Origin of the sequence: Dickeya sp. Secpp 1600, assembly GCF_003049805.1 — a bacterium.
Taxonomy (GTDB): domain Bacteria; phylum Pseudomonadota; class Gammaproteobacteria; order Enterobacterales; family Enterobacteriaceae; genus Dickeya; species Dickeya fangzhongdai.
In genome coordinates this window covers 3,020,322-3,046,489 of sequence record NZ_CP023484.1, presented here as the reverse complement: position 1 = coordinate 3,046,489, position 26,168 = coordinate 3,020,322, and the positions used below count along the sequence as shown (strand labels likewise).

General features: G+C 54.4%; 16 protein-coding genes, 2 tRNA genes and 4 pseudogenes. 13 read left to right on the top strand and 9 right to left on the bottom strand.

From position 1 onward, the window contains the following. Window positions 1-65: 65 nt before the first annotated feature. The 6 genes and pseudogenes from solG to solL all read left to right on the top strand — a co-directional run bounded on the left by solG (window position 66) and on the right by solL (window position 13,105). A complete protein-coding gene (gene solG, locus CPA59_RS13545; RefSeq protein WP_107759687.1) occupies window positions 66-3,557 on the top strand; it encodes a solanimycin non-ribosomal peptide synthetase SolG in 3,492 nt (1,163 codons plus the stop codon). Then, a pseudogene (locus CPA59_RS23315) lies at window positions 3,554-3,658 on the top strand (hypothetical protein); the annotation flags it as partial. The gene solG and the pseudogene CPA59_RS23315, both read left to right, overlap by 4 nt. A gap of 135 nt (window positions 3,659-3,793) precedes the next feature. Beyond that, window positions 3,794-9,331: pseudogene (locus CPA59_RS13540) on the top strand (amino acid adenylation domain-containing protein); the annotation flags it as partial. Window positions 9,332-9,474: 143 nt separating this feature from the next. Beyond that, the gene (gene solI, locus CPA59_RS13535; RefSeq protein WP_255412226.1) at window positions 9,475-10,755 is read left to right on the top strand and encodes a solanimycin biosynthesis cytochrome P450 SolI; all 1,281 of its coding nucleotides are present in this window, start codon (window positions 9,475-9,477) and stop codon (window positions 10,753-10,755) included. A 304-nt stretch (window positions 10,756-11,059) separates the two neighbouring features. Then, window positions 11,060-11,602: a MaoC family dehydratase gene (locus tag CPA59_RS13530; protein WP_049855119.1), complete on the top strand. Its 543-nt coding sequence runs from the start codon at window positions 11,060-11,062 to the stop codon at window positions 11,600-11,602. A gap of 105 nt (window positions 11,603-11,707) precedes the next feature. Next, a complete protein-coding gene (gene solL / locus CPA59_RS13525; protein WP_049855120.1) occupies window positions 11,708-13,105 on the top strand; it encodes a solanimycin export family MATE transporter SolL in 1,398 nt (465 codons plus the stop codon). Window positions 13,106-13,269: 164 nt separating this feature from the next. Here solL and CPA59_RS13520 read toward each other — a convergent pair. Continuing rightward, window positions 13,270-13,346, bottom strand: a tRNA-Val gene (locus tag CPA59_RS13520). 317 nt (window positions 13,347-13,663) lie between these two features. Then, window positions 13,664-14,818 carry an acyltransferase gene (locus tag CPA59_RS13515; protein ID WP_107759681.1) on the bottom strand — a complete coding sequence of 385 codons (1,155 nt, stop codon included), beginning with the start codon at window positions 14,816-14,818 and terminating at the stop codon, window positions 13,664-13,666. Between the two features lie 571 nt (window positions 14,819-15,389). On the opposite strand from CPA59_RS13515, the pseudogene CPA59_RS23310 reads away from it, so the two are divergent. The 3 genes and pseudogenes from CPA59_RS23310 to CPA59_RS13505 form a co-directional block, all read left to right on the top strand. Beyond that, window positions 15,390-15,725: pseudogene (locus CPA59_RS23310) on the top strand (AEC family transporter); the annotation flags it as partial. 184 nt (window positions 15,726-15,909) lie between these two features. Then, window positions 15,910-16,029 (top strand): hypothetical protein, encoded by a 120-nt coding sequence (locus tag CPA59_RS23305; RefSeq protein WP_225622691.1) that lies wholly within the window; start codon window positions 15,910-15,912, stop codon window positions 16,027-16,029. A 74-nt stretch (window positions 16,030-16,103) separates the two neighbouring features. Next, window positions 16,104-16,472 (top strand): annotated as a pseudogene (locus CPA59_RS13505) (aspartate/glutamate racemase family protein); the annotation flags it as partial. A gap of 104 nt (window positions 16,473-16,576) precedes the next feature. On the opposite strand, the gene sugE reads toward CPA59_RS13505, so the two are convergent. After that, on the bottom strand, window positions 16,577-16,894 hold the full coding sequence (sugE, locus tag CPA59_RS13500; protein WP_049855123.1) for a quaternary ammonium compound efflux SMR transporter SugE: 318 nt from the start codon (window positions 16,892-16,894) through the stop codon (window positions 16,577-16,579). A 145-nt stretch (window positions 16,895-17,039) separates the two neighbouring features. Further along, window positions 17,040-17,738 (bottom strand): B3/4 domain-containing protein, encoded by a 699-nt coding sequence (locus tag CPA59_RS13495; RefSeq protein ID WP_049855124.1) that lies wholly within the window; start codon window positions 17,736-17,738, stop codon window positions 17,040-17,042. A gap of 43 nt (window positions 17,739-17,781) precedes the next feature. Between CPA59_RS13495 and CPA59_RS13490 the strand changes: the two genes are divergently transcribed. Beyond that, entirely contained in the window at window positions 17,782-18,384 is a 603-nt protein-coding gene (locus tag CPA59_RS13490) for a helix-turn-helix domain-containing protein (protein ID WP_049855125.1), read from the top strand. Window positions 18,385-18,571: 187 nt separating this feature from the next. On the opposite strand, the gene CPA59_RS13485 is transcribed toward CPA59_RS13490, so the two are convergent. Beyond that, a tRNA-Val gene (locus CPA59_RS13485) sits at window positions 18,572-18,648 on the bottom strand. A gap of 161 nt (window positions 18,649-18,809) precedes the next feature. Next, the gene (locus tag CPA59_RS13480; protein ID WP_107759679.1) at window positions 18,810-20,183 is read right to left on the bottom strand and encodes an MATE family efflux transporter; all 1,374 of its coding nucleotides are present in this window, start codon (window positions 20,181-20,183) and stop codon (window positions 18,810-18,812) included. A gap of 278 nt (window positions 20,184-20,461) precedes the next feature. On the opposite strand from CPA59_RS13480, the gene CPA59_RS13475 reads away from it, so the two are divergent. Beyond that, on the top strand, window positions 20,462-21,118 hold the full coding sequence (locus CPA59_RS13475; RefSeq protein ID WP_049855126.1) for a riboflavin synthase: 657 nt from the start codon (window positions 20,462-20,464) through the stop codon (window positions 21,116-21,118). Between the two features lie 94 nt (window positions 21,119-21,212). On the opposite strand, the gene cfa is transcribed toward CPA59_RS13475, so the two are convergent. Both cfa and purR read right to left on the bottom strand, forming a co-directional pair. Beyond that, on the bottom strand, window positions 21,213-22,364 hold the full coding sequence (cfa, locus tag CPA59_RS13470) for a cyclopropane fatty acyl phospholipid synthase (RefSeq protein WP_107759677.1): 1,152 nt from the start codon (window positions 22,362-22,364) through the stop codon (window positions 21,213-21,215). A gap of 421 nt (window positions 22,365-22,785) precedes the next feature. Continuing rightward, window positions 22,786-23,811 (bottom strand): HTH-type transcriptional repressor PurR, encoded by a 1,026-nt coding sequence (purR, locus tag CPA59_RS13465; protein WP_038668247.1) that lies wholly within the window; start codon window positions 23,809-23,811, stop codon window positions 22,786-22,788. Window positions 23,812-24,197: 386 nt separating this feature from the next. Here purR and CPA59_RS13460 point away from each other — a divergent pair, with 386 nt between their 5' ends. Next, window positions 24,198-24,287: a YnhF family membrane protein gene (locus CPA59_RS13460; RefSeq protein WP_157987323.1), complete on the top strand. Its 90-nt coding sequence runs from the start codon at window positions 24,198-24,200 to the stop codon at window positions 24,285-24,287. A gap of 123 nt (window positions 24,288-24,410) precedes the next feature. Here the strand turns inward: CPA59_RS13460 and CPA59_RS13455 are convergent, their stop codons facing one another. Next, window positions 24,411-25,382: a C40 family peptidase gene (locus CPA59_RS13455; protein ID WP_107759675.1), complete on the bottom strand. Its 972-nt coding sequence runs from the start codon at window positions 25,380-25,382 to the stop codon at window positions 24,411-24,413. 331 nt (window positions 25,383-25,713) lie between these two features. On the opposite strand from CPA59_RS13455, the gene CPA59_RS13450 reads away from it, so the two are divergent. Continuing rightward, window positions 25,714-26,064, top strand: coding sequence for a Grx4 family monothiol glutaredoxin (locus CPA59_RS13450; RefSeq protein WP_038668251.1), 351 nt, complete (start codon window positions 25,714-25,716; stop codon window positions 26,062-26,064). Window positions 26,065-26,168: the final 104 nt, after the last annotated feature.

Here is a 26,168-nt window from a genome sequence, read left to right as displayed (position 1 = left end):
GGTTTCGTCGCATTGCATTACGTCAATCACTATCGACTACACGTTAGTATCACGGAGGATAAAGAATGAGCGATTTCGAACAATTACTGCTGACGTTGGAACAGGCAAAGATCTCGATATCGCTGGATAACGAGGATTTGGTTATTACTTCAGCCAAAGGCGCGCTAACCAGCGAGATTAAAAGTGCGCTACGCGAGCACAAAGCGACTATGGTGAACGCTCTGCGTAATGGGAAACGCCTGTCAAACGCGTTTGAGGTGGTGGTGCCCGAGAACAAGATTACGCCAGAGACGACGGTGATTACCCCTGAGCTGTTGCCCCTTATCGACTTCACGCAGAAAGATATCGATCACGTGGTGGAACAGGTGCCCGGCGGCGTGAGCAATATTCAGGATATCTACTCGCTGGCGCCGCTTCAGGAAGGGATTCTGTTCCATCACATGCTGGCCAGCAACGGCGACCCGTACCTGCAAACAGGGCAGATGACGTTTGATAGTCGCGAAAAGGTAGACAATTACCTTGCCGCGGTACAACAGGTTATCGATCGTCACGACATCATGCGCACCGGTTTTTACTGGGAAGGGGTATCGACCCCGTGCCAGGTGGTGCAGCGTCAGGCGACACTGCATGTGCTGGAGGTGGACTTGGATCCGGCAAACGGCCCGATCGCCGCACAACTGGCCGAGCGTTTCGACCCGTCACATTACCGCATCGACCTGGCTAAGCCGCCGTTACTGCACGCGTTTGTCGCTTATGACAAGCACAGCGAACGTTGGGAGATGTTCCGCGTGCTGCACCACCTGATCGATGACATTACCTCGGTGCTGATCCTGTCGGCCGAGATCCATACCTTTTTGGCCGGGCGCGGCCACACGCTGCCCCCGGCACAACCGTTCCGTCGCCTGATTGCGCAGGTTCGTCTTGGTAAAAGCCCGCAAGAGCATGAACGGTATTTCCGCTCGACGCTGGCGGATATCGATGAGCCCACCGCGCCTTATGGCCTGGTCAATATGCTGGATGACTTCGAGATAATCGAAGTCACGCGCAAGGTTCCCCAGCGTTTGAACGACACCCTGCGTGCGCATGCGCGTCGTCTGGGGGTGAGCCTCGGCAGTATTTGCCATCTGGCCTGGGGCCAGGTACTGGCCTGTATCAGCGGTCAGGATGCGGTGGTGTTCGGTACCATTTTGTTTGGCCGTATGCATGCCGGCGACGGCGCCGACCAGATTATGGGGCCATTCATTAATACGCTGCCGATCCGTCTTGATATGTCCGGCGTAAGCGTTGAGGACAGCGTACGCAACACCCACAAACGGCTGGCGGAACTGCTGAGTCATGAGCATGCCTCACTGGCATTAGCGCTGCGTTGCAGCGGCGTGAGCAGCTCCACACCGTTGTTCAACACCCTGTTTAACTATCGCCATAACCGCGAGTCGGAAAGTAAGTCGCTGGATTTTGTGGTGCCGGAAGCCGATCAGTGGGATGGCTTTGAAGAGCGCACCACCTACCCGATCACGCTGTCGGTGGACGACTACGGCAGCGCGCTGGGTTTGAATATTCAGGTGGTGGACTCGCTGGATCCCGAACTGCTGTTCGCCTATACGCAACAGGCGCTTGAGAATATCGCCAGGGCGCTGGATAACGCGCCCAATACGCCGATGCAGCAGATCGCGATTCTGCCCGAGTCAGAGCGCCATTTACTGCTGAATGAATGGAATAATACCGACAAGGTTTACCCTGATGTGGCCTATACGCATCAGATGTTCGAAGCGCAGGTAAAACTGACGCCAGCGGCAACGGCGCTGCGCTTTGGCGATCGTGAATTGAGCTACGCAGAGCTAAATGCCTTGTCCAACCAGCTGGCGCACCATTTGCACCAGCAGGGCGTCAAACCGGATGATCGCGTCGCCATCTGTCTGGATCGCAGTATCGAGATGGTGGTGGGATTGATGGGGATCATCAAAGCGGGCGGGGCCTACGTGCCGCTTGACCCTGATTATCCGCAGGAGCGCCTGTCCTACATTCTGCAAGACTCGGCGCCGAAGCTGTTATTGCTCGACAAACGCGGTCGTGAGGTGACCGCTGCACTCGATACCGCCGGTATCGTTACGCTTGAGCTGGATGCGGCGTCTCTGGCGCGCTCATCGTTATCGACAGCATCGCTATCGCCCGCTGAGTTGGGGCTGACGTCGCGCCATCTTGCCTATGTTATTTACACCTCTGGCTCGACCGGCAAACCCAAAGGCGTGGAAAACGAACATCGCGGGCTGATCAACCGCTTGCAGTGGATGCAGGATGCTTATCAGCTCGACGGCAGCGATGCCGTATTGCAAAAAACCACCTTCAGCTTTGACGTGTCGGTGTGGGAGTTCTTCTGGCCGCTTTCTGTCGGCGCGACGCTGGTGGTTGCCCCTCCGGGCGCGCATAAAGATACGCAGGCGCTCGCCGAGGTGATTCAGGCCAACAACATCACCACCCTGCACTTTGTCCCCTCGATGCTGAACCTGTTTCTGGCCAACGACAGCGTGGCGGCCTGCCGTTCACTGCGCCGCATTGTGTGTAGCGGCGAGGCGCTGAGTTCCGCCAGCGTGGCCCGTTGTCACAAATTGCTGCCGGACACGGCGGTACACAACCTGTATGGACCGACGGAAGCGGCCATCGACGTGACGTCATGGACCTGCCCGAAAGATTTGCCTGAAACCGCTACCGTGCCGATTGGCCGCCCCATCGCCAATCTGCGTATCTATTTGCTCGATCAGCACCTGCGCCCGGTGCCGCGCGGCGTGGTCGGCGAGTTGTATATCGGCGGGGTGGGGGTGGCGCGCGGATACCTCAACCGGCCTGACCTGACGGCGGAGCGCTTCGTTAACGACCCGTTTGTCGCCGATGCCGACGCCCGGATGTACCGCACCGGCGACGTGGCGCGCTATCTGGCGGACGGCGATATCGAGTACCTCGGACGTAACGATAACCAGGTCAAAATCCGCGGTTTCCGTATCGAATTGGGCGAAATTGACGCGGAGTTACTCAAACAGCCGTCGATTGGTGATGCCGTGGTGGTGGCCCGCGCCGATGCGCAGGGTGATTTGCGTCTGGTGGCGTATGTCGTGCTCAGCGCGCAAGCGCAGGCCGACGGCCTGAGCATCTCTGACCAGATCGCGCAGTGGCGCAGCAGCCTGGCGGCGCAGTTGCCGGAATACATGGTGCCTGCGGCATTCGTCAAACTGGATCAACTGCCGCTGACGGCCAATGGCAAGCTGGATCGCAAAGCGTTGCCGCAGCCCGATGATTCGTCGTTCTCTCGTCGTGCCTATGAAGCGCCGCAAGGCGATGTTGAAATCGCGATGGCGGAGCTGTGGCAGGAGTTGCTGGGCGTTGAACGTATCGGACGTCACGACAATTTCTTCGAACTGGGCGGTCATTCGCTGTTGGCGGTGCAATTAATGGAGCACCTGCGCCAGCGCGATTTGAGTACGGAGATCCGCGCCTTATTCGATAGCCCGACGTTGGCCGAGCTGTCCGCTCGCACCATTGAACTCGACGAGATGAGATTATGATCGATTTTGATGACCTTTTGCAGACACTGGATGAGGCCAACATCGCCCTATCGCTTGATGGTGAGGCGCTGGTCATCAAGGCAGCAAAGGGGTCGCTGACCCCTGATATCAAGGCGGCGTTGCGGGAGCACAAACCGGCTCTCGTTGACGCCCTGCGCCAGGGAAGAACGTTGTCCTCGCAAGGCGGGAATCAGGGTTCAAACGCGCCGGTGAATCGGATTACGCCGGCGACCACCCACCTGACGCCAGATATGCTGCCGCTGATCGATCTGACTCAGGCCGATATCGCGCATATTGTCGCCAATGTGCCGGGCGGTGTGGCGAATGTGCAGGATATCTACGCATTGACGCCGTTGCAGGAAGGGATCCTCTTTTTGCACCAGTTAAGCGACAAGGGCGACCCTTACCTGCAGTTTGCTAGGATCTCGCTGGCGAACCGCGAGGTGATGACGCAATACGTGCAGGCGGTTCAGCAAACCGTAAATCGGCACGACATTCTGCGCACGGCGTTTTTTTCGCGCGGGTTGTCGCGCTCGGCACAGGTGGTGCTGCGTCAGGCACGCGTGCAGCTCACTGAAATTGAACTGGATCCGGCCAAGGGTCCGATTATGGCGCAATTGGTCGAACGCTATCATCCATCGCATTACCGTATTGACCTGACTCAGGCGCCGCTGCTGAGTTTGTATACCGCGCAGGACCCGCAAAGCGGGCGCTTTGACATGCTGATGTTGCTGCATCATCTGATCGATGACATCGCGTCATTGCAGATCATGATTCAGGACATTACCGCGTTTCTGCTGGGCCGTGGTCAGCAATTGCCCGCGCCGCAACCCTTCCGCCGCCTGATCGCCAGCGTGCGTAACGGAACGACGGAGGCGGAGCACGAGCAATTTTTCCGTCAGATGCTGGGTGACATTGATGCCCCGACCCTTGCACTCGGCATGTCGACGGGAACGGCAAACAACGCCAGCGTGGTGGAACTGCGCCAGAATGTCGAACCGGCTGTTGTCGCGCGTTTGCGCGCGCATGCGCGTCGCCTCGGCGTCAGTATGGGAAGCCTGTGTCATCTGGTGTGGGGGCAGGTGATGGCGCGCGCCAGCGACAGCGATACGGTGGTGTTCGGCACCATCCTGCTGGGCCGTTTGCAGGCCGGGGAGGGAGCCGATCAGATCATGGGGCCGTTCATTAATACGCTACCGCTCCGCCTTGATCTGGGGAATGTGGGCGTGGAAGCGAGTGTGCGCTTAACGCACAAGCGGCTGGCGGCATTACTGAGTCATGAACACGCTTCACTCAGTCTGGCCCAGCGTTGCAGCGGGATTGCACCGCCAACGGCGTTGTTTAACGTGCTGTTCAACTACCGCCACAACCAGCAGGCTGAAGACGAAAGCGTGGATGTGTCCGGTGAACGTGATGACGTTGAATGGCACGGCTTTGAAGAGCGTACCGATTACCCGCTGACCGTGTCGGTGGATGACTTTGGTGAGACGTTGCGTTTGAACGTGCTCGCAGCGGCGCCGTTATCAGCGCAGCGGATTATTGGCTATCTCCAGCAGACCATGAAAAGCCTGGCCGAGGCGCTGGACAGCAATCCCGCGACGCCGATGCATGAACTGGAGATTCTCCCGGTCAGCGAACGCACCCAACTGCTGGTTGACTGGAACGCGACGGCGGCGCCTTATCCCGCGCAGGAACCCGTCCACCGCGTGTTCGAACAGCAGGTGTTACGTACACCGCAAGCGGTGGCGGTGATTGAGGGTGAAGAGCAGATTAGCTATTGCAGCCTGAATCAGCGTGCCAACCGTCTGGCGCAGACGCTGATTGCCCGGGGCGTCCGGCCGGGGGACGCGGTGGCGCTGCTGCTGCCGCGTAGCGGCGCATTGCTGGCGGCGACGCTGGCGATACTCAAGGCGGGCGCGGCTTACGTGCCGCTGGACCCGCTGGCGCCGCCAGAGCGCTTAACGTGGATTATTGAGGATTGCTCTGCTCGCTTTCTGATAAGCGATGCCCACCAAGAGCCGGCGGCGGCAATCAACCTGCCGGTGATTGATGTCAATAGCCCCGAGGCGGCGCAGGCGAGCGACGGCGCGGTAAGTGACGACGCGGTAAGTGACGACAAGGTAGAGGTGCGGGTTTCCGCCAGCGCGCCGGCCTATATCATCTACACCTCCGGTTCGACCGGCGTACCGAAAGGCGTCGTGGTGCCGCATTACGCCATTAACCGATTGGTGATAAACAGCGGCGTCGGTGTTTTTGCGCCCGGCGATCGCATGGCGCTGGCGGCCAACACCGCCTTTGACGCCAGCACGTTGGAAATTTGGGCGCCGTTGCTCAATGGCGGCAGTTGCGTGGTGATTGATCAGGATACCTTGCTCACGCCGGCACGGCTGGTACGCACCCTGCAGCATCAGCGCGTGAACCAGATGTGGCTGACTGTGGGCTTGTTCAATCAGCTTTATAACGAGCTGACCCCGGTTCTCGCCCAGTTCACGTCGCTGTTTATCGGCGGTGATGCGCTCGATCCGAACATTATTGCTCAGGTGCTGCGCACGGTGCCGTCGGCGAAGCTGGTGAATGGCTATGGCCCCACTGAAACCACCACCTTTGCCACCACCTATCCGATCCATGACGTGGCGACCCATGCCGCCGGCATTCCTATCGGGCGCCCCATCGGTAATACCCAGCTCTACGTGCTGGATAAGCATCGGCATCCGGTGCCATTAGGCGCCATTGGCGAGCTGTATATCGGCGGGGACGGCGTCGCGCTGGGTTATCTGAATCGTGATGACCTGACTGCCGAGCGTTTCGTGACCAATCCGTTTGTGGCCGACTCGCCCGCCCGCCTGTATCGCACCGGCGATCTGGTGTGCTATCAGGACGATGGCAACCTGATCTTTGTGGGGCGTAACGATCAACAGGTCAAGCTGCGCGGTTTTCGTATCGAGCTGGGCGAGATTGAGGCGCGTCTGACCGAACATCCACAGGTCGATAACGCGCTGGTGCTGGCGGTGGATAACGGCAGCGGCAAGCGTCTGGCGGCCTACGTCGTCGGCGCGGACTTGCAGGCTTCTGCGCCGGCATTCGCTGAGGAGATATCCCTTGAGGAAATGCTGCGGGATTACCTCAGCGAGCGCTTGCCTGACTACATGGTGCCCGCGCGTATCGTCGCGCTGGCGCAATTCCCGCTTACCGCTAACGGGAAAGTGGATCGCAAGGCGCTGCCAGCGGTTGAATTCAGTGATACCTCCACCTATCGGGCGCCACGCAATGCGCGCGAAGCGGTGCTTTGCGAGCTGTATGCCGAATTGCTTCAGCAGCCGCAAGTCGGCATTGACGATGACTTCTTTGCGCTGGGCGGACACTCGATTCTGGCTACCGGATTGATCGGGCGTATTCGCGCCAGGCTGGGTATTGAACTTCCGGTACGCGTGCTATTTGAAAACCCGACGGTGGCGAGCCTGGCGAAACAGCTTGATGATCACGCCAACGTGCGCCCGCCGTTAAGGAAAGTTGAGCCGCGTCCAGAACCGGTGCCGGTGTCCTACGGCCAGCAGTTGATGTGGGTTGGGCAGAATACGCGTGGTGATAACTCATCGCTCAATACGCCGATTGTCGTCTCGCTTGAAGGCGAGTTGGATCAGGCGGCGTTAACCGCCGCGCTGTACGATCTGGTGGAACGCCATGAGCCACTGCGCACCCGTTTTGCCGTGGTGGACGGGCAACCGGTGCAGGTGATCGAGCCCTTTGCCGCCGTAAATTTGGATATCCCGTATACGGAAGTGAGCGCAGAACAGACTCAACAGGCGGTGTTTGCGGCGATTACCTCGGTGTTCGATCTGTCGGTTGATCTGCCGTTTCGCCCTGCAATACTCCGGGTGGGGCCGCAGACGCACATTCTGGTGATGCTATTCCACCATATTGCCTGTGATGCGTTTTCACTGGCGCCGCTAACTCGGGATCTCACGCAGGCTTATCAGGCGCGTCTCGCCGGTCACGCGCCGCAGTTCACCCCGCTGCCCGTTCAATATGCCGACTACGCGGTGTGGCACCGTGAACTGCTCGGCTCTCCTGATGACCCGAACAGCGTATTTGCCGAGCAGTTGGCGTACTGGAAGACAACGCTCGCGGGCTTACCCGCGACGCTGGCGTTGCCGGAAGATTACCCGCGGCCGGAAAAACCCAGCTATCGCGGTGAGATGCTGCCTTTGCAGATCACTGCCCGTTTGCACCAGCGGCTGAGTACCCTGGCGCGTGAGCGCAACATGACGCTGTCGATGGTATTGCAGGCGGCGCTCGGCATCTATTACACCCAGATTGGCGCAGGCGAGGATATCCCGCTGGGGGCCGTTTCAGCAGGGCGCAGCGACGAAGCGTTGAACGATCTGGTGGGATGCTTCCTGACGCAGTGGGTGATGCGTGTTGATACCTCTGGAACGCCCCGGGTTAATGAGGTGCTCGAACGGGTACGCACGCAGGCGTTAAGTTCGTATGGTCATCAGGATATTCCTTACCTGAAACTGGTCGGTGAGTTATTGCCGGTGCGCTCGCCGTCGCATTATCCGCTGTTCCAGACCATGATGATCCTGCAAAACGCCCCATCGGAAACCTTTGCGGTCCCCGGTCTGGCGGCGCAGGTCTACCCCGCCCACAGCGGGAATGCCAAGTGGGATCTCTATGTCATGCTGTATGAAAAATATAGCGAGGAAGGGGAGCCGCTGGGGATGGAGGGCATTCTGGAATATTCCGTCGATCTGTTTCGCCGGGAAACGGCCGAGCGCATGGCGGCCGGCTACCTCGCAACGCTTGAAGCGATGGTCGCCAACCCTGATGCGCCGATAAACCAGCTCAATGCGCTCACTCACTCGATAGACGCCGGTGAGCCGCAACGCCCGGCAGCAGGTCAGACTTTCGCCGCGACGGCTGATTTCAAGCCGCTCATTACGTTGCAAAAAGGTACCGCCGATAGCACACCGCTGTTTTGTGTGCCCGGAGCCGGCGCGAGCGTCACGGACTTCCTGCCGTTCGTGCAGGCGTTGCCCGGCGGGCAGCCGGTTTATGGCCTGCTGCCGAAAGGGATCGACGGGGTTGGCGAACCGGATCCGTCGGTTGAGGCGGCGGCGATACGTAACCTTGCGGCGATGCGTCAGGCGGGTATCGGCGAGAAGACGCCCGTTCACCTGCTTGGTCACTCTTTTGGCGGGCAGGTGGCCTTCGAGATGGCGAGCCGATTGGCGGCTCAAGGCTACCGGGTGGCGTCGTTGACGCTGATCGATTCCGAAGCCCCGTCTGGCGGCAAGGAGGCGGCCGTCACGCCGAGCCTGGCTGAGTGCATGCGCGAGTACGTTGAGAGCATCGGCTTCACCTTAGAGATGGCGCTGGAGATGGATGAATCCCTTTACGCCGGTCACGACATTGAAACGATGCTGTCGGCTGTGCACCGGCATCTTCATCGCGTGGGGAAAATACCGGCCCATTCCTCTTCACGGTTACTGCAAGGTCCGTGGCAAACCTTTTATGCCGCGAGACAAACGCATTATCTACCGGCGGCGCACTACCACGGACAGGTCAACCTGATACAGGTGCGCGATCCGTGGATGAATACCGAAGCGGATCTTCAGCGCCGACATGACGATGCGGCGGCATGGGCCCGCTGGGCCAACGAGCTTGAAACCATCGCGGGGCCAGGGCAGCACTTTACGGTGTTGAAAGCCCCCCATGTGACCGAGCTGGTGCGATGGTGGCGTCAGTATGTTCATGCAGGCGCGGATCAATAAAGGTTTGCGCTTGCGTACCAGGGAAGGTGCCGGGGCAGGGTTCGCCAGGTGGCTCCTTCTGCAGTTACGTGCTGTAGCGCTATCGAGGCTCGCTATCGGCAGTGCTATAGCACATTCTCTAGAAACACAATGAGTGGATGAAAATGACGAAACAATTACAGGATGTTGTTGAGGATGTTAATGCTATCCCGTTAGAGAAAATTAACCCTGCGCGTCGGGATCGGTTTGTGAATGCGACTGAATTGCCGGTGTTTGAGCGTCTCAGACGTGAAGACCCGGTGCATTTCACGCCGGAAAGTGAGTTCGGGCCTTACTGGTCAGTGACATTGTGGGACGATATTCGCACGGTTGGCAATAATTACCACGATTTCACCTCCACCCAGAATATCGATCTGAAATCGCTTGAAGAGAAGGAGAAACTCGAAGCGGCGATGCAGGCTCTGGGTCATGAGCGGCGGAAAAATGTGGGTTTCATTACCATGGATCCCCCCGAGCATACTAAACACCGCAAGGCGGCGGCACCGTCGCTGGCTCCCTCCAACCTGGCTCAAATGGCGCCGATAATGCGTGAACGTGCGGGCATTATTCTCGATGGCTTGCCGATTGGCGAACCCTTTGACTGGGTGGATCGAGTCTCCAAGGAGATGACGGCGACGGTGCTGGCAACGCTGCTCGATTTTCCTTTTGAAGAGCGCCGTAAGCTGACGTATTGGTCTGACCTACTGATGTTTGAGCCGGGACATGGTCTGGTGAAAAGCTGGGAGCAAAAGGCGGAAGAAACCGTTAAATGCTATCAAGTTTTTGAGGAAATGTGGGAAAAACGCCGTAATGCACCGCCAAGCTATGACCTTATCTCAATGTTGGCCCAGCACCCCGACACGCGCGATATGACGTTAGAGCAGTACCGTGGCACCATTGTTCTGCTGATTATCGGTGGTAACGACACGACGCGTAACACGATTTCAGGCAGCCTTTACTTGCTGGATAAATATCCCGCCGAGTTTGCCAAGCTCAAGGCCAATCCTAAGCTGGTGATGCCAATGATATCGGAAACGCTGCGTTTTCACCCGCCAGTCAATTTTATGAGCCGTGTTGCCACCCGCGATGTTGAAATTCGTGGCAAAAACATCCAGAAAGGCGACCGTGTCGTGATGTGGTATGCGTCTGGCAACCGCGATGCCTCGGCGATTGAAGAACCTGATACCTTCAGCATCGACCGTGAGCGCGCCCGTCGGCATCTCTCCTTTGGTGTGGGTATACACGCCTGTATTGGCAGTCGGCTGGCTGAAATGCAACTGACGATTATCTGGGAAGAAATTCTCAAGCGTTTTTCCAGAATAGAGGTATTGGAAGAGCCAGAGCGTAATTACTCTAATTTTTTACATGGTTTTGAAAATCTGAAAGTCATTATTCATAAAGAGTAAGTTTCTTCTCCGGAGTCTGGTGACAACACCAGTGGAATATAGTCTGGAGTACAGTTTAAATAACCAGAAATGGGACGGCGATATCCGTACATCCTTATCGGTATCGCCGTAATTGGAATTGTTCATTGTTTTAAAATTTTCGTATGTGGCGAGAGCGGGATAATACCGACTGGATTGTTTTTGTATAGAGGTTTTATATCTTTAATTCTAACCAATGGTTGCGTATGGAAAACACAGTTGATTGGAATGCTTAACTGTTGGCATCCGGCGGATCTGTTCATGTTGGTAAGGGAGACTCGTGGATATGCGAGATGAAAATTATTTAAACGGCTATGTGAATAGTGCTAACGAGTACTTTATCGGAAGCGACGTAAGGGATGAAAGACCACCAAAGCTGTATTTTGATGATCTTAAAGTCGGTCAGGTTTTTCATAGTTCAGAGTATTATGTCAGTGCGGAAGAAATAGCTGAGTTTTCGATAAAATATGACCCGCAGCCCTTTCATATAGACGATGACCTGGCAAAGGATTCCATCTTCAGAGGCCTGGCGGCGAGCGGCTGGCACACCGTAAGTATTACCATGAATCTACTGGTTAAAAGCTTGCCTCTGGCACATGGCATCATTGGTAAAGGGGTGGAGAAGATCAACTGGCTTCGCCCTACGCGGCCCGGTGATATATTACGAATACGGGCAAAAATTACTGAAATAGATATCTCCCCAGCCAAACCGGATAGAGCATTGATGACGATTCATATTTCTACCATCGGCCAGGATAATAAAATCCGTCAGGAGCTGCTTGGTAAGCTTCTTATATTTCAGGGGAGTGGTACGGCCAAGACGCCTTAACCATGACCCTGTAATGAGGCTGCATGGTGTGAATGAATTTTTCATGCTTGCTGTTTGTTTATAACGGTAAGTTTTCCATAACGATTGACATTAAGGGATTAATTATTGTCTTCTGAACTCATTGATGAAAAACCAAACGCCTTATTGCAAGGTTCAATATTACGCTCACTGATAAAAATAGGCGTCCCTGTTATTTTGGCTAATCTTTTACAGTCAGGATACATCATGATTGATGCGTTCTGGGTAGGGCGTTTGGGTGATAAATCCGTGGCGGCGATATCGGTAAGTCAGCCCATCATTTTTCTTGCTTTTGCTTTGGGTATTGGCTTGAGTGTAGCGGGCACTACGCTGGTCGCACAGTGCATCGGCGCCCGTTTGCATCAGGATGCAAACGATATTGCGGCGCAGGTATTTATGCTGTCGTTGCTGTTTGCAATACCTATCTCGGCGGCAGGGTATTTTCTTGCCCCCTGGATGTTGCATTCGCTCGGCACTCAGGAAGAGGTCTTTCCGTTCGCACTCAGCTTTTTGCGCGTTATCATCAGTGGCTTAATATTTACCTTTGGTTTTGCCATGCTGCAATCCTTGATGAGGGGCTCAGGCGAAGTCCGTATCCCATTATTGATTACGCTGGGTACACTGATTCTTAACGCCATCATGTGTCCGCTATTTATCTTTGGTTATGGGATTATTCCCGCATTTGGCGTAACGGGGGCAGGCATTGCCACTCTCATTAATCAAGGCATTGCGATGACGGCTGGATTGCTGGTGTTACGGTTTGGTCATACTGGCCTTAAGATCTATTTTCGTGCGATGAAACCCAGATGGGATATGGTTAAATCCGTCGTTCGGCTGGGAATGCCATCGTCAATTGAACTGTGTGCTCATGCATTGGGCGCGAGTGGGATGATGTCCCTGGTAACAGGGCTGGGAACGGCGGTTACGGCGGCTTACGGTGTCGTTAATAATATTAATGCACTGGTTATTGTGCCCGCCATTGGTATGTCAATTGCTACAGCAACGCTTGTTGGACAAAATGTTGGCGCTGGACAATTTAAGCGTGCGCATGCCATTGGCCGTTTGAGCGCAACGATCTCATTTCTCACCCTGACCACTATTGGCCTGATAGGGTTCGTTTTTGCACCTTACATTATTGGGCAATTCGCCCCCGATCAGATCCAGGTTATTTATTACGGGACGAATTTCTTTCATATTATCGCGCCATGTTATGGATTAATTGGGCTACAGATGGCGCTAAATGGCGCCTTTCGCGCCACAGGGCGTACCATGACGACCATGACACTGGCGTTGGTGTCTCAATGGCTGATTCAGATCCCGCTGGCATGGGGATTATCCCACTATACCTCGCTAGGTATCTCTGGCCTGTGGTGGGCATTTCCGATGACTAACCTATTAATGGCGGCGATGACGATTATTTTGTTTGAACGGATTGATTGGGAACGCTCAAGGCTGAGCCATTCAATGACATCATCTGCTCAGTAACAAGCTGGAATCGAATTCACCCGTATTCGGGATGGACTTGAACCTGTACTTAAAATCATTGGGTACGGAAGAACTGCGATAGGTATTACTGGAAGGGGAGAAGATGAAAAATTTCTTTTTTTCAAGGTACTATAGACATCAGTGTACGTCTATAGAACATGAAATGGTGCGACCGAGTGGACTCGAACCACCGACCCCCACCATGTCAAGGTGGTGCTCTAACCAACTGAGCTACGGTCGCAAATTGAAGCGTTCATTTATCGGTATTTAAGGTAAGTACATGATAAATCATGCTGTTTCCTTTCCCGTTTTGAACGGGCGCTATTATGGCCTTGCACTGATGCAATGACAAGTATTTTGTTGCCATCCCCGTATCGAGTGCTGAATGTTTGGCCGGATTGAAAATCATTGCCGAAAGTGAGCAGGACAATCGCCGGTATGTGCTTGTCCTGCTTGCTTATGGTGCGTTCAGCGACGGCTTACAACAGCATGTCGTTGCCGTTAATCAGAACACAGAGTCATTGTGTGCAGCGGGCACCGCTGCAAGGCTTGAGTCGGCTAGCGGCGGGATAGCCAGGCGCTGGCCGGACGTTCAACAAATCGATAGAGCAACCATCCGCCCAAAATGCTCATTATACCGCCTAACACAATCAGGAGTGTGGCGTGAACGAGATCGTAGCTGGCTGTTCCCATTGTCCGTTTCAGCAATAGCAGAATCGCATAGTGGATCATGTAAAATCCAAACGAAATAGTGCCAAGCCATTGCATCAAGGCTGAACTCAAGAAATTAGGTTGGTTATTAATATCCCCCACGACCAGTGAACCCAGAAATAATACGAACGGTATCAACGTCACCAGATTAAAACTAAACTGAAAAGGCATGAAGAGATCGACCATATAGGCCAGAATGCTTAGTGCCACGCACGTTGTAATTGAAATTCGAATCCATTTTCCCTCTTGAATAATTCGCGCTGTGACCATGCCGATGAGGAACTCGTAAAGCCGCAATAGCGGAAAGGTATAGGCAAGGCACATCTGAGTATTGCCGATTGGCACGGGCCATCCACGAACGGGGAGGCCGGATGAGGTGAGTTCATATACCACTATCTGGCTGATAATCATACCCGCGTAACAAATCCAGATGGTCGGCCAAAGAAATGTCACCGGTATGCGTTTTACCAATTTAATTAACCAGGGGAAGGTCAAATAAAAAAATATGATGGCACTCAGGAACCAACTGGGTGTATTCGCACCAAAAAAAATATCAATATCAGGAATCCATGCCTGTATCAGTAACAGATTGGGTAGCCATATATCAGGTCGGTTAAAGCTGACGGCGCCGCATGCCATCAAAATAAGCAAGGTGACGACATGGCTGGGGTATATTTTCGCCAGTCTTTTCTTGTAAAAGCGAATCGGATCGTCAATGGGGCGTGCCGACCAGGTCATGACGAACCCACTGAGTATAAAGAAAAAAGAGACGCCTACCCATCCTGACTTGCTGAAGAAAAAGGCGTAACTATCGCTAATCTCAGCATCGGAGAATGGATTCCACATTCTTGGTATCGATACGTGAAATAAATAAACACCGATGGCAAGAATAAAGCGAATACCATTCAATGAAGGGAGTGTAGACGCAGTGCTTTTAACCTTTCTGTTTTCATGGGTAATAGCATGCGAAAATGTAGACGAGCTATGACTATAATCAACCATATTATTTACCACCTCCGTGAAGATTTATGAAAATAAAAAACGACCTGCCAGCCTGTTGGCCGGATAGGTTTTTGCTATAAAATCAAAACATTGCTTTTTGCAGGGTTTGGTTCTACTGGGTTCGATATTGTTGTCGATTGACGTGACAATATTTAAATTAAGGCCGTCTTATTGTGTAATGAGTAGGGTGCCTTGTTCTGTTATCAATAAATTCACATCTCATAAACAATAATTTAAACTTCGATGGCAATATAGGCAAGCGGTGAGATGGGTTTATTTCATCATCAATGTGGAATGCAATGAATTTATTGGGAAATTAGTGAGAAATTAATTAATGAGGCTATGCGGACACGAGGCCATTGGATAATATATTTTAGCTTGTTTATTATTTCTCTAATGTCTGGTTTTTATTTATGACGCATGACTATTCGGTATAAATAAATTAGTTAATGAATCGAGGTGTGTTTAATTTTTCTTTACGGATAACATAAGCCATCAAACCATGTCGCATGGCAATATTATCTGGATATGCCGCCGTCAAGCCACACAAGCCATATCCATATAAAGCCATATGTGGAATGCCTTATTTTTCCGTAAACTCGGTATCTTCGGCCCGAATGCCACCTCGGAACTCAACCGCTTCGTCGTGTATCTTGCGCTTCCCGCACTGCTTTTCGACATTATTGCGCATGCGCGCTGGTCTGATGTATGGCAGCCCGGTTTAATCATGGCGTTTGGTCTTGGCGCGGTGCTGGTATTCGCGGTTACTCTCATTTTCCAAATTTCCCGTTCGCGACATCTGGCCGATGCCGCGCTGGACGCATTGAATTCAAGCTATGCGAACACGGGTTTTATGGGGTTCCCGCTGGCGCTGGCGTTTCTGGGACCGACGGCGATGGCGCCGACTCTAATCGCGACGATTATCACGGTCTGCGTGCTCTTTGCATTTGCGATCGTGATTGTTGAAACGGGGATCCAGACCGAGAGGCGGCGTGCGCAACTGGTGGCGAAAGTCGTCGGGGCATTGGTGCGCAATCCGCTACTATACCGCCGTTCTGTTGGCTGCGCTGCCGACGGGAACTGGGCCTTTCATGTTGGCGGAGTTTTACCGCCGGGAAGCGCGCATTACTTCGCGAACCGTACTGTTTTCCACCATTATCTCGATTCTGACGATAACGCTTTATCTTTCCTGGATTCATCCGGAAGCCTGACTGGCGAAGGTATTTATCAACGGTCGGCATATTAACTTGCTTCATTTTTCAAGACTGGCGAGCATGAAGCGCAGCGATTAGGTTTTTCGACAGTCGGGTTGTTGGGAACGCGCGTCACGATGGAAGCGGATTTTTTCAAAAAACCGTTCCGTGAGGCGGGTATTAACGTGGTCATTCCCGACCGTGAAGCGATAACGTTTATTGCGGAAAAAATCCTGACGGAACTGGAACGGGGGATCGTCAGGCCGCAAACACAGGCGGTGTTTCTGAATATTGTGCAGCGCATGAAAGATGAACAGGGCATCGACGCGGTTATTCTGGGTTGTACCGAACTGCCGCTGTTGTTCAATGGGGTGACATTACCTGTGGCAAGCCTGGACACCATGCAAACTCATATCAATGCCTTACTTGACGTGATGCTGGCGGACAGGTCGATAGACTGATGGGGAAACCGTGCTGTGCCGGTTTTGTCGTCACGCCCGCATTTACACGCGGGCGTGCAACCGGCTATTACGGCGTACTAAATTAATAATTAATACGTACTAAATTAATACGTACTGAATTTCAGGCCGATAATTCCCGCTACAATCAGTGTCAAACTGATAATGCGCGGCGGGCTGACGGATTCGCCAAACAGGATAATCCCTGCCAGCGCAGTACCCACGGCGCCGATTCCCGTCCAGATGGCGTAAGCCGTACCGGTCGGTAAATTTTTTAGCGCTAAGGAAAGTAGCCCGATACTGGTGAACAGCGCGACAACGGTAATGACGCTGGGGACCAGACGGCTAAAGCCGTGGGTATATTTCAGGCCGATAGCCCAGACGACTTCTAATAATCCGGCAAGAAAAAGAATTAACCAGGACATGTTCACTCCATTATGAATAATGGGGTCGTCCCCACCACAACAAAAGCGCTTGCAGGTCGTCCAGCAAGGCGGAAAAGCCGAATGGCTTTTCTGACAGGATTAACGCTTACGGTTTATCCGGCGTGGTATTTTATTGCGCTGAGGTTTATTCCCGGCAGTCAGAACCGACAAGGGTCATCTCAATGCTGACCCCAGGCATCATGCGTTGCAGACCATCGCTCAGCCGTTCACCCGCGTCATATAATGCCGTCAACGGCATCACCGGCAAGCTTTCCAGAATAAACCACATTTGGCGGGTTTCTGAATTCAGCCGCGTTCTGACTCCCTGACGCCAGTTCCAGCGACGACAGGTTGCGCCTTCATCATCCCGCCAGATAACTTCTCCCGGTTCGGGGGACTCCTGAGCCGGCAGCCCGTCCTTCATGGTGTCGAACCGCTCGGTGCCATCTGCCATCGTCAGCCTGGGCGCACCGACATAGGCCGCGAGGTTTTCGCCGCCCACGGGGATTGCGTATTGAAGGCTAATGGCGTTGTAGAGATCCACCACCGGATCAATGCCCGGCATGCCGCCATCGCGCAGCACACGTTTACGCAGCGCCTCGGCTGAGCACGGGGTACGTTGCGGTTTAGCGCCGAACTTCCTGAAAACATCAGCCCAGGCGGCGAGGTGCGCATCAGCCCAGCGTGCTTCTCCCGCAATAACCGATTTGCAGGCAGCGACCAGCGCTTTATCAGCGATGTCAGGATCAGTGATCGGCGTTGCTGCCGCGGTGATGCTCAGTGCCCGGAAACCCGGTGCCAGTATAGCAACGCTGGCGTCGATTGACGGTAAAACGGAAAGCATTAGATAATCCTAAAATGACTAATTTATTTCACATTATCGACCGATGACCAAAAAAGTCAATATATCGACCGAGTCGGGCGCGGATATCCAGACGGTGAGCGAAGCCGTTTCCCGCAGAATCAAAGCGCACCGGAAAAAGCAGAAACTCTCGCTGGATGAGCTTTCACGACGCGCTGGCGTCAGCAAAGGTATGCTGGTGGAGATAGAGAAATGCACGGCCAATCCCAGCATCGCCATGTTGTGTAAGATCGCGGCGGCGCTTGGTTTGTCCGTTGCCGATATCGTCAACGTGACGGACGCTCCGGCGGTATACCTGATCGAACAGGGAAATATTCCAACGTTATGGAACGGCCCTCACGGCGGTACGGCGCGTCTGCTGGCGGGGACCAGCGGCCCCAACATGATAGAACTGTGGCGCTGGGAGATGTTCCCCGGTGAAGTATTTGAGTCGTCAGGCCACCCCCAGGGGACGCTTGAGCTGTTCCATGTTGAGACCGGGGTGTTGAGCATGAAGGTGGATAACACCGAGCTCATCATTCCTGCCGGGTGTTCAGCAGTGGCAAGAACCGATGTGCCGCATCGTTACGCAAACGTAGACGACGGCAAACTTATTTTTACGATGACGGTGGCTGAACTGCATCAATAGCCGGGAATAGTGGCGTTACTGGCGTCACCGGGTTTCCCGCTGGCGCTGGTTTGCTGTGATCATCAGGAAGAAAACAAACCGGAAAGCGGTAGCGCCAATGACTTGTGGGAAAGCGTATCGGTAAAAAAGGGGAGTCAGAGCTTTTACGTCGTTATAAACACGGGCTGAATGTTTATATTTGAAGGAATGGTGCGTTCAATTGGACTCGAACCAACGACCCCCACCATGTCAAGGTGGTGCTCTAACCAACTGAGCTATGAACGCATCGTGTTACTGAAACTGTCAGGGCGACAGCGGGGACGAATATTAACGGGCTACAGGGGCGCTGGCAAGGGAAAAAACGCAAAATTCCCGTTAGATCACACTGAGTGACGAGCTTGTAAGCAGAGCGCCGTTTTTTTCGGCGCTCTGCCGCCATCAACGAATCAACGTGCCGCCCGCGCCAGAATACGCGCCGGCGATTGGCGTTGCACCCAACGGATCCGCAGCACCATCATGGTGGCGGAGGAGGTCAGACCGATGATGAACCCCCACCAGAACCCGGCCGGCCCCATCCGCGGCACCAGTATGTCGGTCAGCGCCAGCGTATAGCCGCTGGGCAGCCCCAGTATCCAGTAGGCGATGAAGGTGATAAAGAAAATGGAGCGGGTATCCTTATAACCGCGCAGCACGCCGCTGCCAATGGTCTGCACCGCGTCGGAAATCTGATAGACCGCCGCCAGCAGCATCAGGTGCGAGGCCATCGCCACCACATCCGGGTTTTTGTTGTAAAGCATGGCGATGGGTTCACGCAGCGTGATGGTGAAGATAGCCGTGCACATCGCCAGCAACACGCCGGTAGCGATACCGGTATGCGCCGCTACCCGGGCAGCCTCCGCCGAACCTTCGCCCAGCCGGTGGCCGACGCGAATGGTGGCGGCGACGCCGACAGACAGCGGCAGCACGAACATCAGCGAGCTGAAGTTGAGCGCGATCTGGTGGCCCGCCACATCAACCACCCCGAGCGGCAATACCAGCAGCGCGACAATCGCAAACAACGTCACTTCGAACAGCAACGCCAGCGCGATGGGCAGCCCCATGCCGGACATCCGCTTGAGTACGGCCCAATCCGGCTTCAACTGGGTTTTGAACTGACGAATGTCTTTCAGCCAATAGGCGTGGCGGGAATAGGCCGCCATCATCAACATCATCATCCAGTATACCGAGGCGGTCGCCACCCCGCAGCCGACGCCGCCCAACTCCGGCATGCCCAGCTTACCGTGGATGAAAATGTAGTTGATGGGAATGTTGATCAGCAGGCCGATAAATCCGATCACCATCCCCGGCTTGGTCTTGGACAAACCTTCGCACTGGCTGCGAAATACCTGATAGAACAGGTAACCGGGCGCGCCCCACAACAAGGCATGCAGGTATTTCACCGCTTTGTCGGCCAGTTCCGGCGCGCCGTCATGCATCAGGTTAATGGCGTATTTTCCCTGATAGAGCACGAACATGGTCAGGATGGAGATAGCCGCGGCCAGCAAAAACGCCTGCTGAGTCTGATGAGCGATACGATCCCGGCGTCCGGAGCCGTTGAGGTTGGCCACGACCGGCGTCAGCGCCATCAGCAAACCGTGACCGAACAGGATGACCGGCAGCCAGATGGAGGTGCCCACCGCCACCGCCGCCATATCGGTGGCGCTATAGGAGCCCGCCATGATGGTATCCACCACACCCATTGAGGTTTGCGAGACTTGCGCGATGATGACCGGAATAGCCAGCGCCAGCAAATGACGGGCTTCTGATAAGTACTTCTGCACGAAAACACCTTCCTAAAGCAGGATGGAGAGAGATCTCTAATGGGGAGAGAAAGGCAATCATCCTTTATTTATAAAAAAAGATGAAGCATTGTAACGATTTGCCAACAGTAAACCAATGACTGACTGAACGGGAGTGATCCCGTTTGGTTTTCCTGAGGATATGGTGCAAACTGCCAGACATTAGTGAACGTTGTCTCTCCCGAGCGCAGGCTCGCCGCGCCATATCACTGTAGCGTCGCGTTCACGCTTAATACTGACCAGGAGGCAAGACCAGCACCATGTTTACCGGTATTGTTCAGGGCACGGCGACCGTCGTGTCGATTGATGAAAAACCCAATTTCCGCACTCATGTCGTTCAACTGCCCCCCGAACTGCTGCCGGGGCTGGAAACCGGGGCTTCCGTAGCGCACAACGGTTGTTGCCTGACCGTCACCAAAATCGATGGCGATCGGATCAGTTTCGACCTGATCAAAGAGACGCTGCGGCTGACCAACCTGGGCGAAGTCAAAGCCGGCGATCGGGTTAATGTGGAGCGCGCCGCCAAATATGGCGACGAAATCGGCGGGCATGTGATGTCCGGCCATATTATGTGTACGGCGGAGATCGTGAAAATCCTGACGTCGGAAAATAATCACCAGATCTGGTTCCGGTTGGCTGATGAATCGCAGATGAAATATGTGCTGCACAAAGGATTTATCGGCATTGACGGTATCAGCCTGACGGTAGGGGAAGTGACCCGCAGCCGTTTCTGCGTGCATCTGATTCCGGAAACGCTCCAGCGCACGACGCTGGGTCAGAAACGACTGGGCGACCGCATCAATATCGAAATCGACCCGCAAACCCAGGCCATCATCGACACGGTCGAACGCGTCCTGGCTCGTCAGGCGCAGCAGCAACAGGAGCAGGCCGCGGCGCAGGCGGAGCAGGGCGAATAAGCCATTCCTTCCCTGACGCTTTCTCCCCTATGAAAACCGGCAGCCTGGCTGCCGGTTTTTTGCTATTTAGGTACGATTCGCCGGATGGCGGTGATTATCTGGGGACTCGCAAGCCGCCTTCCACGCCGTCCACGCTGAACAACACCTGCCAGAGTTGAATGTTGCGGGCGCGGAATGAACCCGCGAAGCTGTTGAGATAATAGGTGAACATGCGCTGGAAACGTTCGGAGTAACGCCCGGACAATGCTGGCCAGTGCTGCTGGAAGCGGTGATACCAGGCCATCAACGTGCTGTCGTAGTCAGCACCGAAGTTATGCCAGTCTTCCATCACCAGATACGGCTCGCTGGTTACGGCGATTTGCTCTATCGACGGCAGGCTGCCGTTGGGGAAGATGTACTTGCTGGTCCACTTATCTCCCGTTGGCGTGGGGGTGTGAGTGCCGATCGTGTGCAGCAGGAACAGCCCATCAGGTTTAAGATTGCGCTTTACTATCTGGAAGTAGGTATCGTAGTTCTTGGCACCGACATGCTCGAACATGCCGACGGAAACGATACGGTCAAACTGCCGGTTCAGGTCGCGGTAGTCCTGCAGCAGGATGTTCACGTCCAGATCATGGCAGCGCTGTTGCGCCAGTTTCTGTTGCTCGCGGGAGATGGTCACGCCGGTGACGGAAACGCCGTAGTGACGCGCGGCGAATTCTGCCAGCCCGCCCCAGCCGCAGCCGATATCCAGCAGGGTCATGCCGCGGCGCAGCTGCAGTTTTTCGCAGATCAAGCGCAGCTTGTCCTGCTGTGCCTGCTCCAGGGTTTCGGCCTGTTTCCAGTAGCCGCAGGAGTACTGCATATAAGGGTCAAGCATCAGGGTGAAAAGATCATTACCGAGGTCGTAATGCTCCTTGCCCACGATCCAGGCCCGACGGCGGGACTGCAGGTTGGTCAGCCGCGCCATCAGGATCCGCAGCGTATCGCGCCAGCGGTGAGGGAGCTGGTTTTCCAACCCGGCGCGCAGCACGCGGTGGAAAAACATGTCCAGCCGCTCACACTCCCACCAGCCATCCATATAACTTTCGCCCAATCCCAACGAGCCTTCGCGCAGCACGCGCTTATACATGTCGGGATTTTTTACCTGAATATCAAACGGGCGTGAACCGTTAATGACGATGTCGGCGGCCGACAGCATTTCATTAACAATCTGGAACCAGGATAGGTTAGGGGTACCCAGTTCCTCCACATAAGATGAACTCATAACTTCTCCCTACCTTGCCGGAAAAATGCCTTTGCAAGGAAAAACATTAGACAAATGTACCCACGGAGGGCATTCGGTGGACCCAATCCATCGTCTACCCCTGAACGTCTCAGAGGAAAATAAGAGAAAAGCCGGTACGAAAGGCGTCTATCCCTGGCCGTAACAAAAAGGTGCAGCGGTCAACAGGCAGGATAGAAAAAGTAAGGCGATGCATGAGGCCGAAAGCATCGTCTGATCATGATTATTGTCGTCAACGACAGTGACAAGTGTATGACTGCTTTAACCCGACGACAAGATTCATTGGGTTAAAGCAGCACGTTAAGTCATGAGCTCAACAGCGATAGCATGCGCCGGCACCATGTGTGGTGCGGCCTGCCGCTTGATTGAATAGCCAGACAGAGATAACGGAATCGTCTGAATTTTAACGGCGGTAATCGAGGAACGGGCCGTCGGCGACGGAGCGGCGTTCGATCAGCGTCGGATGCACTTCAATGGTCTGGGCTTCCTCGCGTTTGCTGGTAATGCGGTCGAGCAACATGGAGAAGGCCGCCTGTCCCAGTCGCTCCTTGGGCTGGTGGATGGTGGTCAGCGCCGGGGTAAAATACCGGGAGTGGCGGACATTGTCATAACCGATCACCGAAATATCCTGCGGTACGCGCAGTCCCAGTTCGTCGGCGGCGCAAATGGCGCCCATCGCCATGATATCGCCGCCGCAGAACACCGCGGTCGGACGCTGTTTCTGGGCCAGAATCTGGTGCATCGCCTTGTAGCCGGATTCCGGTTCGAAGTCGCCCTGAACCACCCATTCTTCCCGCAACGGAATGTCGGCCTCTTTCAGCGCTTTCAGGAAACCCAGATAACGCCCACTGCCGGTATTGCGCCCCAGAGAACCGGGAATGGCGCCGATGTCGCGGTGGCCGCGCTCAATCAGGTAACGTCCGGCCATGTAGCCGCCAGCAAACGCGTTATCGATAATGGTATCGGTAAAATCGCTGTGGGCTTCGCCCCAGTCCATCACCACCATCGGGATATGGCGGTAATCCGCCAGCATCGATAGCAGTTCCGGCGGGTACTCGGCGCACATCACCAGCAGGCCGTCGACCCGTTTTTGCGCCAGCATGGACAGGTAGGCGCGCTGTTTGTCCTGATTATTATGGGAGTTGCACAGGATCAGCGTATAGCCTCTGGCGTAGCAGCTGTTTTCCACCGCCTCGATGATTTCGGCGAAATAGGGCGCCTCGCTGGATGTCGCCAGCAGGCCGATGGATTTGGTGTGGTTGACTTTCAGACTGCGGGCCACCGCACTCGGCGAATAATGCAATTCATCGATGGCCGCACGCACCGCAGCCTTGGTCTCTTCGGCGACGAAACGTGTTTTATTGATCACGTGTGATACGGTTGTGGTCGAAACGCCCGCGCGTTTTGCCACATCTTTGATCGTTGCCATCTAAAGTGACTCCTGAACTCATCTGTTACAGTAGCTTGTCTGTTACAGCAGTAAATATGTTGTTAATCGTTTGCCTGCGTGAATTCTTCTCCTGCCAGACAACAAGGCAACATTTCAGGAGGAGACATGCCGAGGTGTGTAGCTTGAAGGGAGGGCTGACGCTTCGACCAACGCAGTGTATACAGTAAACTGCGGATTTTGGCCGATTTAGAGCAAAAGTGGAAGAGGCAATTCGTTTTATCTCTGTGACGCAGAAACCGGTTTTTTGACGCTCGCCGGGTGATAATAGACCTATGCTTTATAATGTTTCCCCCGTCTGCCGGATAGGGGATTGATTCAGACATGACAGGATGACGGCGATCATCAGTCACATACAGGAGAATACTATGGATACCAACTTGAAAATGTCGCTGTTCACCACTGTGGCTTCACTGGCGATGATCATCATCTTTAGTCTGAGCGCGGTATTGAACTGACGGCGTGGCGCTAGCGGCGCCTGGAACGTCAGCGGCGCATCGTTGCCGTCAAAGACAGGAAAACAAAAAGGGGCGCGATGCCCCTTTTGTCGTATTGAGAACGGCCATTCCAGCGGAAGTTGTTTAGCGAATGGTTTTCGGCGTGACCACGCGACGGGCGCCGACATAGTGATCCTGCCAGTAGTCCTCGCTCAGTTTGCTGATTTTAATGTCAGAGCCGGAACGCGGCGACTGAATGAAACGACCATTGCCGAGGTAGACGCCGACATGGTCGGCGGCACCGCGGTTGGTTATCCGAAAGAACACCAGGTCGCCGCTTTCCAGCTCGCTTTTCTTGATAGGCGCGGCGTCACGTAAGTGGTACATCTCATTGGCGGTTCGCGGAATAGGGATTTTCACCACATCTTTATACGCGTAATACACCAGTCCGCTGCAATCGAAACCGGAGTAGGGGGTCGCGCCGCCCCAGTGGTAGGGTTTGCCGATTTGGCTCATCAGCTTGTTCATGGCGGTCAGTTTGGCATGCTGGTAGCGCTTTTGGTGAGCGGCGCTGATGGTCAGCGCGGCTTTATCCTGCCGGCCTTTTTTACTCTTGCCGTGTGGTGATGCGCTGGCGCTTTCTTCTCCGACGACGGCAGACTTGCCTTTTTTGCTCGCCGTTTTAGCAATCACGGTTTCGTGCGCCTTATGACTGCTTTTCGCCGGTGCCGGGGTGTCTTTTTTCGCGGTTTTGCCGGCGGGCGCTTTAGCCTGAACGCTTTTTTCCTGCTTCTGCGGCTTGCTGGTTGTGTGGGCTGCGGCCGCAGTGGTCACCGGTTTTTTATCATTGTGCGGTTTGACGTTTTTATCGTGAGCGGCGGTCGTTTTGGCAGGCGCGGTTTTGGTGGTTTTTTCCGGTTTTTTGTCATGAGTGGGCGCCGCACCCTTTTTGGTATTTTTGGCAACCTTGCTTTTTTTGGATTCCTCAATAGTTTTATTCGCCGTTTCTACGCCGGTTTTGCGCGGTAATACCGCAGCGCTATGTGGATTAGCCTGTGCCAGGTTAAAAAACAGATTACTGAAAAATAATACGAAAAGCGTAATAAATAAACGCATGATAATTCTGACCGAATGTTGTCCTCAATCGTTCAATCTTTACAGTATTCCCGAAAATGACCTGATAAAAAAGTGGGGAATAAGGCATTGTTACTACAAAATAGTGAGAAAACGTTAACAACGGAGCTCGCTGCTTAATTATCAGTCGATTCGGCGTTGTTTTGTGCTGGCGCGCGACCAGTCAGACAAAACCCTACAAAAGATAGCGTTTTTTTGTGGCCGTCGCTATCGTTAGAATACAAAACAACAGAAGCGGCACGGCACGGTATGCCGCGAGTCACATGAACAGCCGTTGATGGGCTGGTCATCACGCCCTTGAGGAAGCAATAGAATGACGACAACGACACTTGAAAAGATTCAGCGTCAGATCGCTGAAAACCCGATTCTGCTGTATATGAAAGGTTCTCCCAAACTGCCGAGCTGTGGTTTTTCTGCCCAGGCGGTACAGGCGTTGTCGGCGTGCGGCGAGCGTTTTGCCTATGTGGATATTCTGCAGAACCCGGATATCCGCGCTGAATTGCCCAAATACGCTAACTGGCCGACGTTCCCGCAGCTGTGGGTGGATGGTGAATTGGTTGGCGGCTGCGACATCGTGATTGAGATGTATCAGCGCGGCGAATTGCAGCAACTGATTAAAGAAACCGCCGACAAGTACCGATCCCAGCAGGCGGATCAGCAGTAATCCCCTTCTGTATCAGGCAGCCCGGCGCTGCCTGATGTCGTTTTACTCGTTACGATTATGGTGCTTTGATCGCGCAAGGTGTTTGCACGGACACACGCGTCCGC

Coding starts and splice junctions, on each gene's coding strand:
- purR (WP_038668247.1), bottom strand. CDS start 23,811: ATGGCAACGATCAAAGATGTGGCAAAACGCGCGGGCGTTTCGACCACA.
- CPA59_RS13460 (WP_157987323.1), top strand. CDS start 24,198: ATGGATACCAACTTGAAAATGTCGCTGTTCACCACTGTGGCTTCACTG.
- cfa (WP_107759677.1), bottom strand. CDS start 22,364: ATGAGTTCATCTTATGTGGAGGAACTGGGTACCCCTAACCTATCCTGG.
- solI (WP_255412226.1), top strand. CDS start 9,475: ATGACGAAACAATTACAGGATGTTGTTGAGGATGTTAATGCTATCCCG.
- CPA59_RS13530 (WP_049855119.1), top strand. CDS start 11,060: ATGCGAGATGAAAATTATTTAAACGGCTATGTGAATAGTGCTAACGAG.
- CPA59_RS23305 (WP_225622691.1), top strand. CDS start 15,910: ATGTTGGCGGAGTTTTACCGCCGGGAAGCGCGCATTACTTCGCGAACC.
- CPA59_RS13455 (WP_107759675.1), bottom strand. CDS start 25,382: ATGCGTTTATTTATTACGCTTTTCGTATTATTTTTCAGTAATCTGTTT.
- CPA59_RS13490 (WP_049855125.1), top strand. CDS start 17,782: ATGACCAAAAAAGTCAATATATCGACCGAGTCGGGCGCGGATATCCAG.
- CPA59_RS13515 (WP_107759681.1), bottom strand. CDS start 14,818: ATGGTTGATTATAGTCATAGCTCGTCTACATTTTCGCATGCTATTACC.
- CPA59_RS13495 (WP_049855124.1), bottom strand. CDS start 17,738: ATGCTTTCCGTTTTACCGTCAATCGACGCCAGCGTTGCTATACTGGCA.
- CPA59_RS13450 (WP_038668251.1), top strand. CDS start 25,714: ATGACGACAACGACACTTGAAAAGATTCAGCGTCAGATCGCTGAAAAC.
- solG (WP_107759687.1), top strand. CDS start 66: ATGAGCGATTTCGAACAATTACTGCTGACGTTGGAACAGGCAAAGATC.
- sugE (WP_049855123.1), bottom strand. CDS start 16,894: ATGTCCTGGTTAATTCTTTTTCTTGCCGGATTATTAGAAGTCGTCTGG.
- CPA59_RS13475 (WP_049855126.1), top strand. CDS start 20,462: ATGTTTACCGGTATTGTTCAGGGCACGGCGACCGTCGTGTCGATTGAT.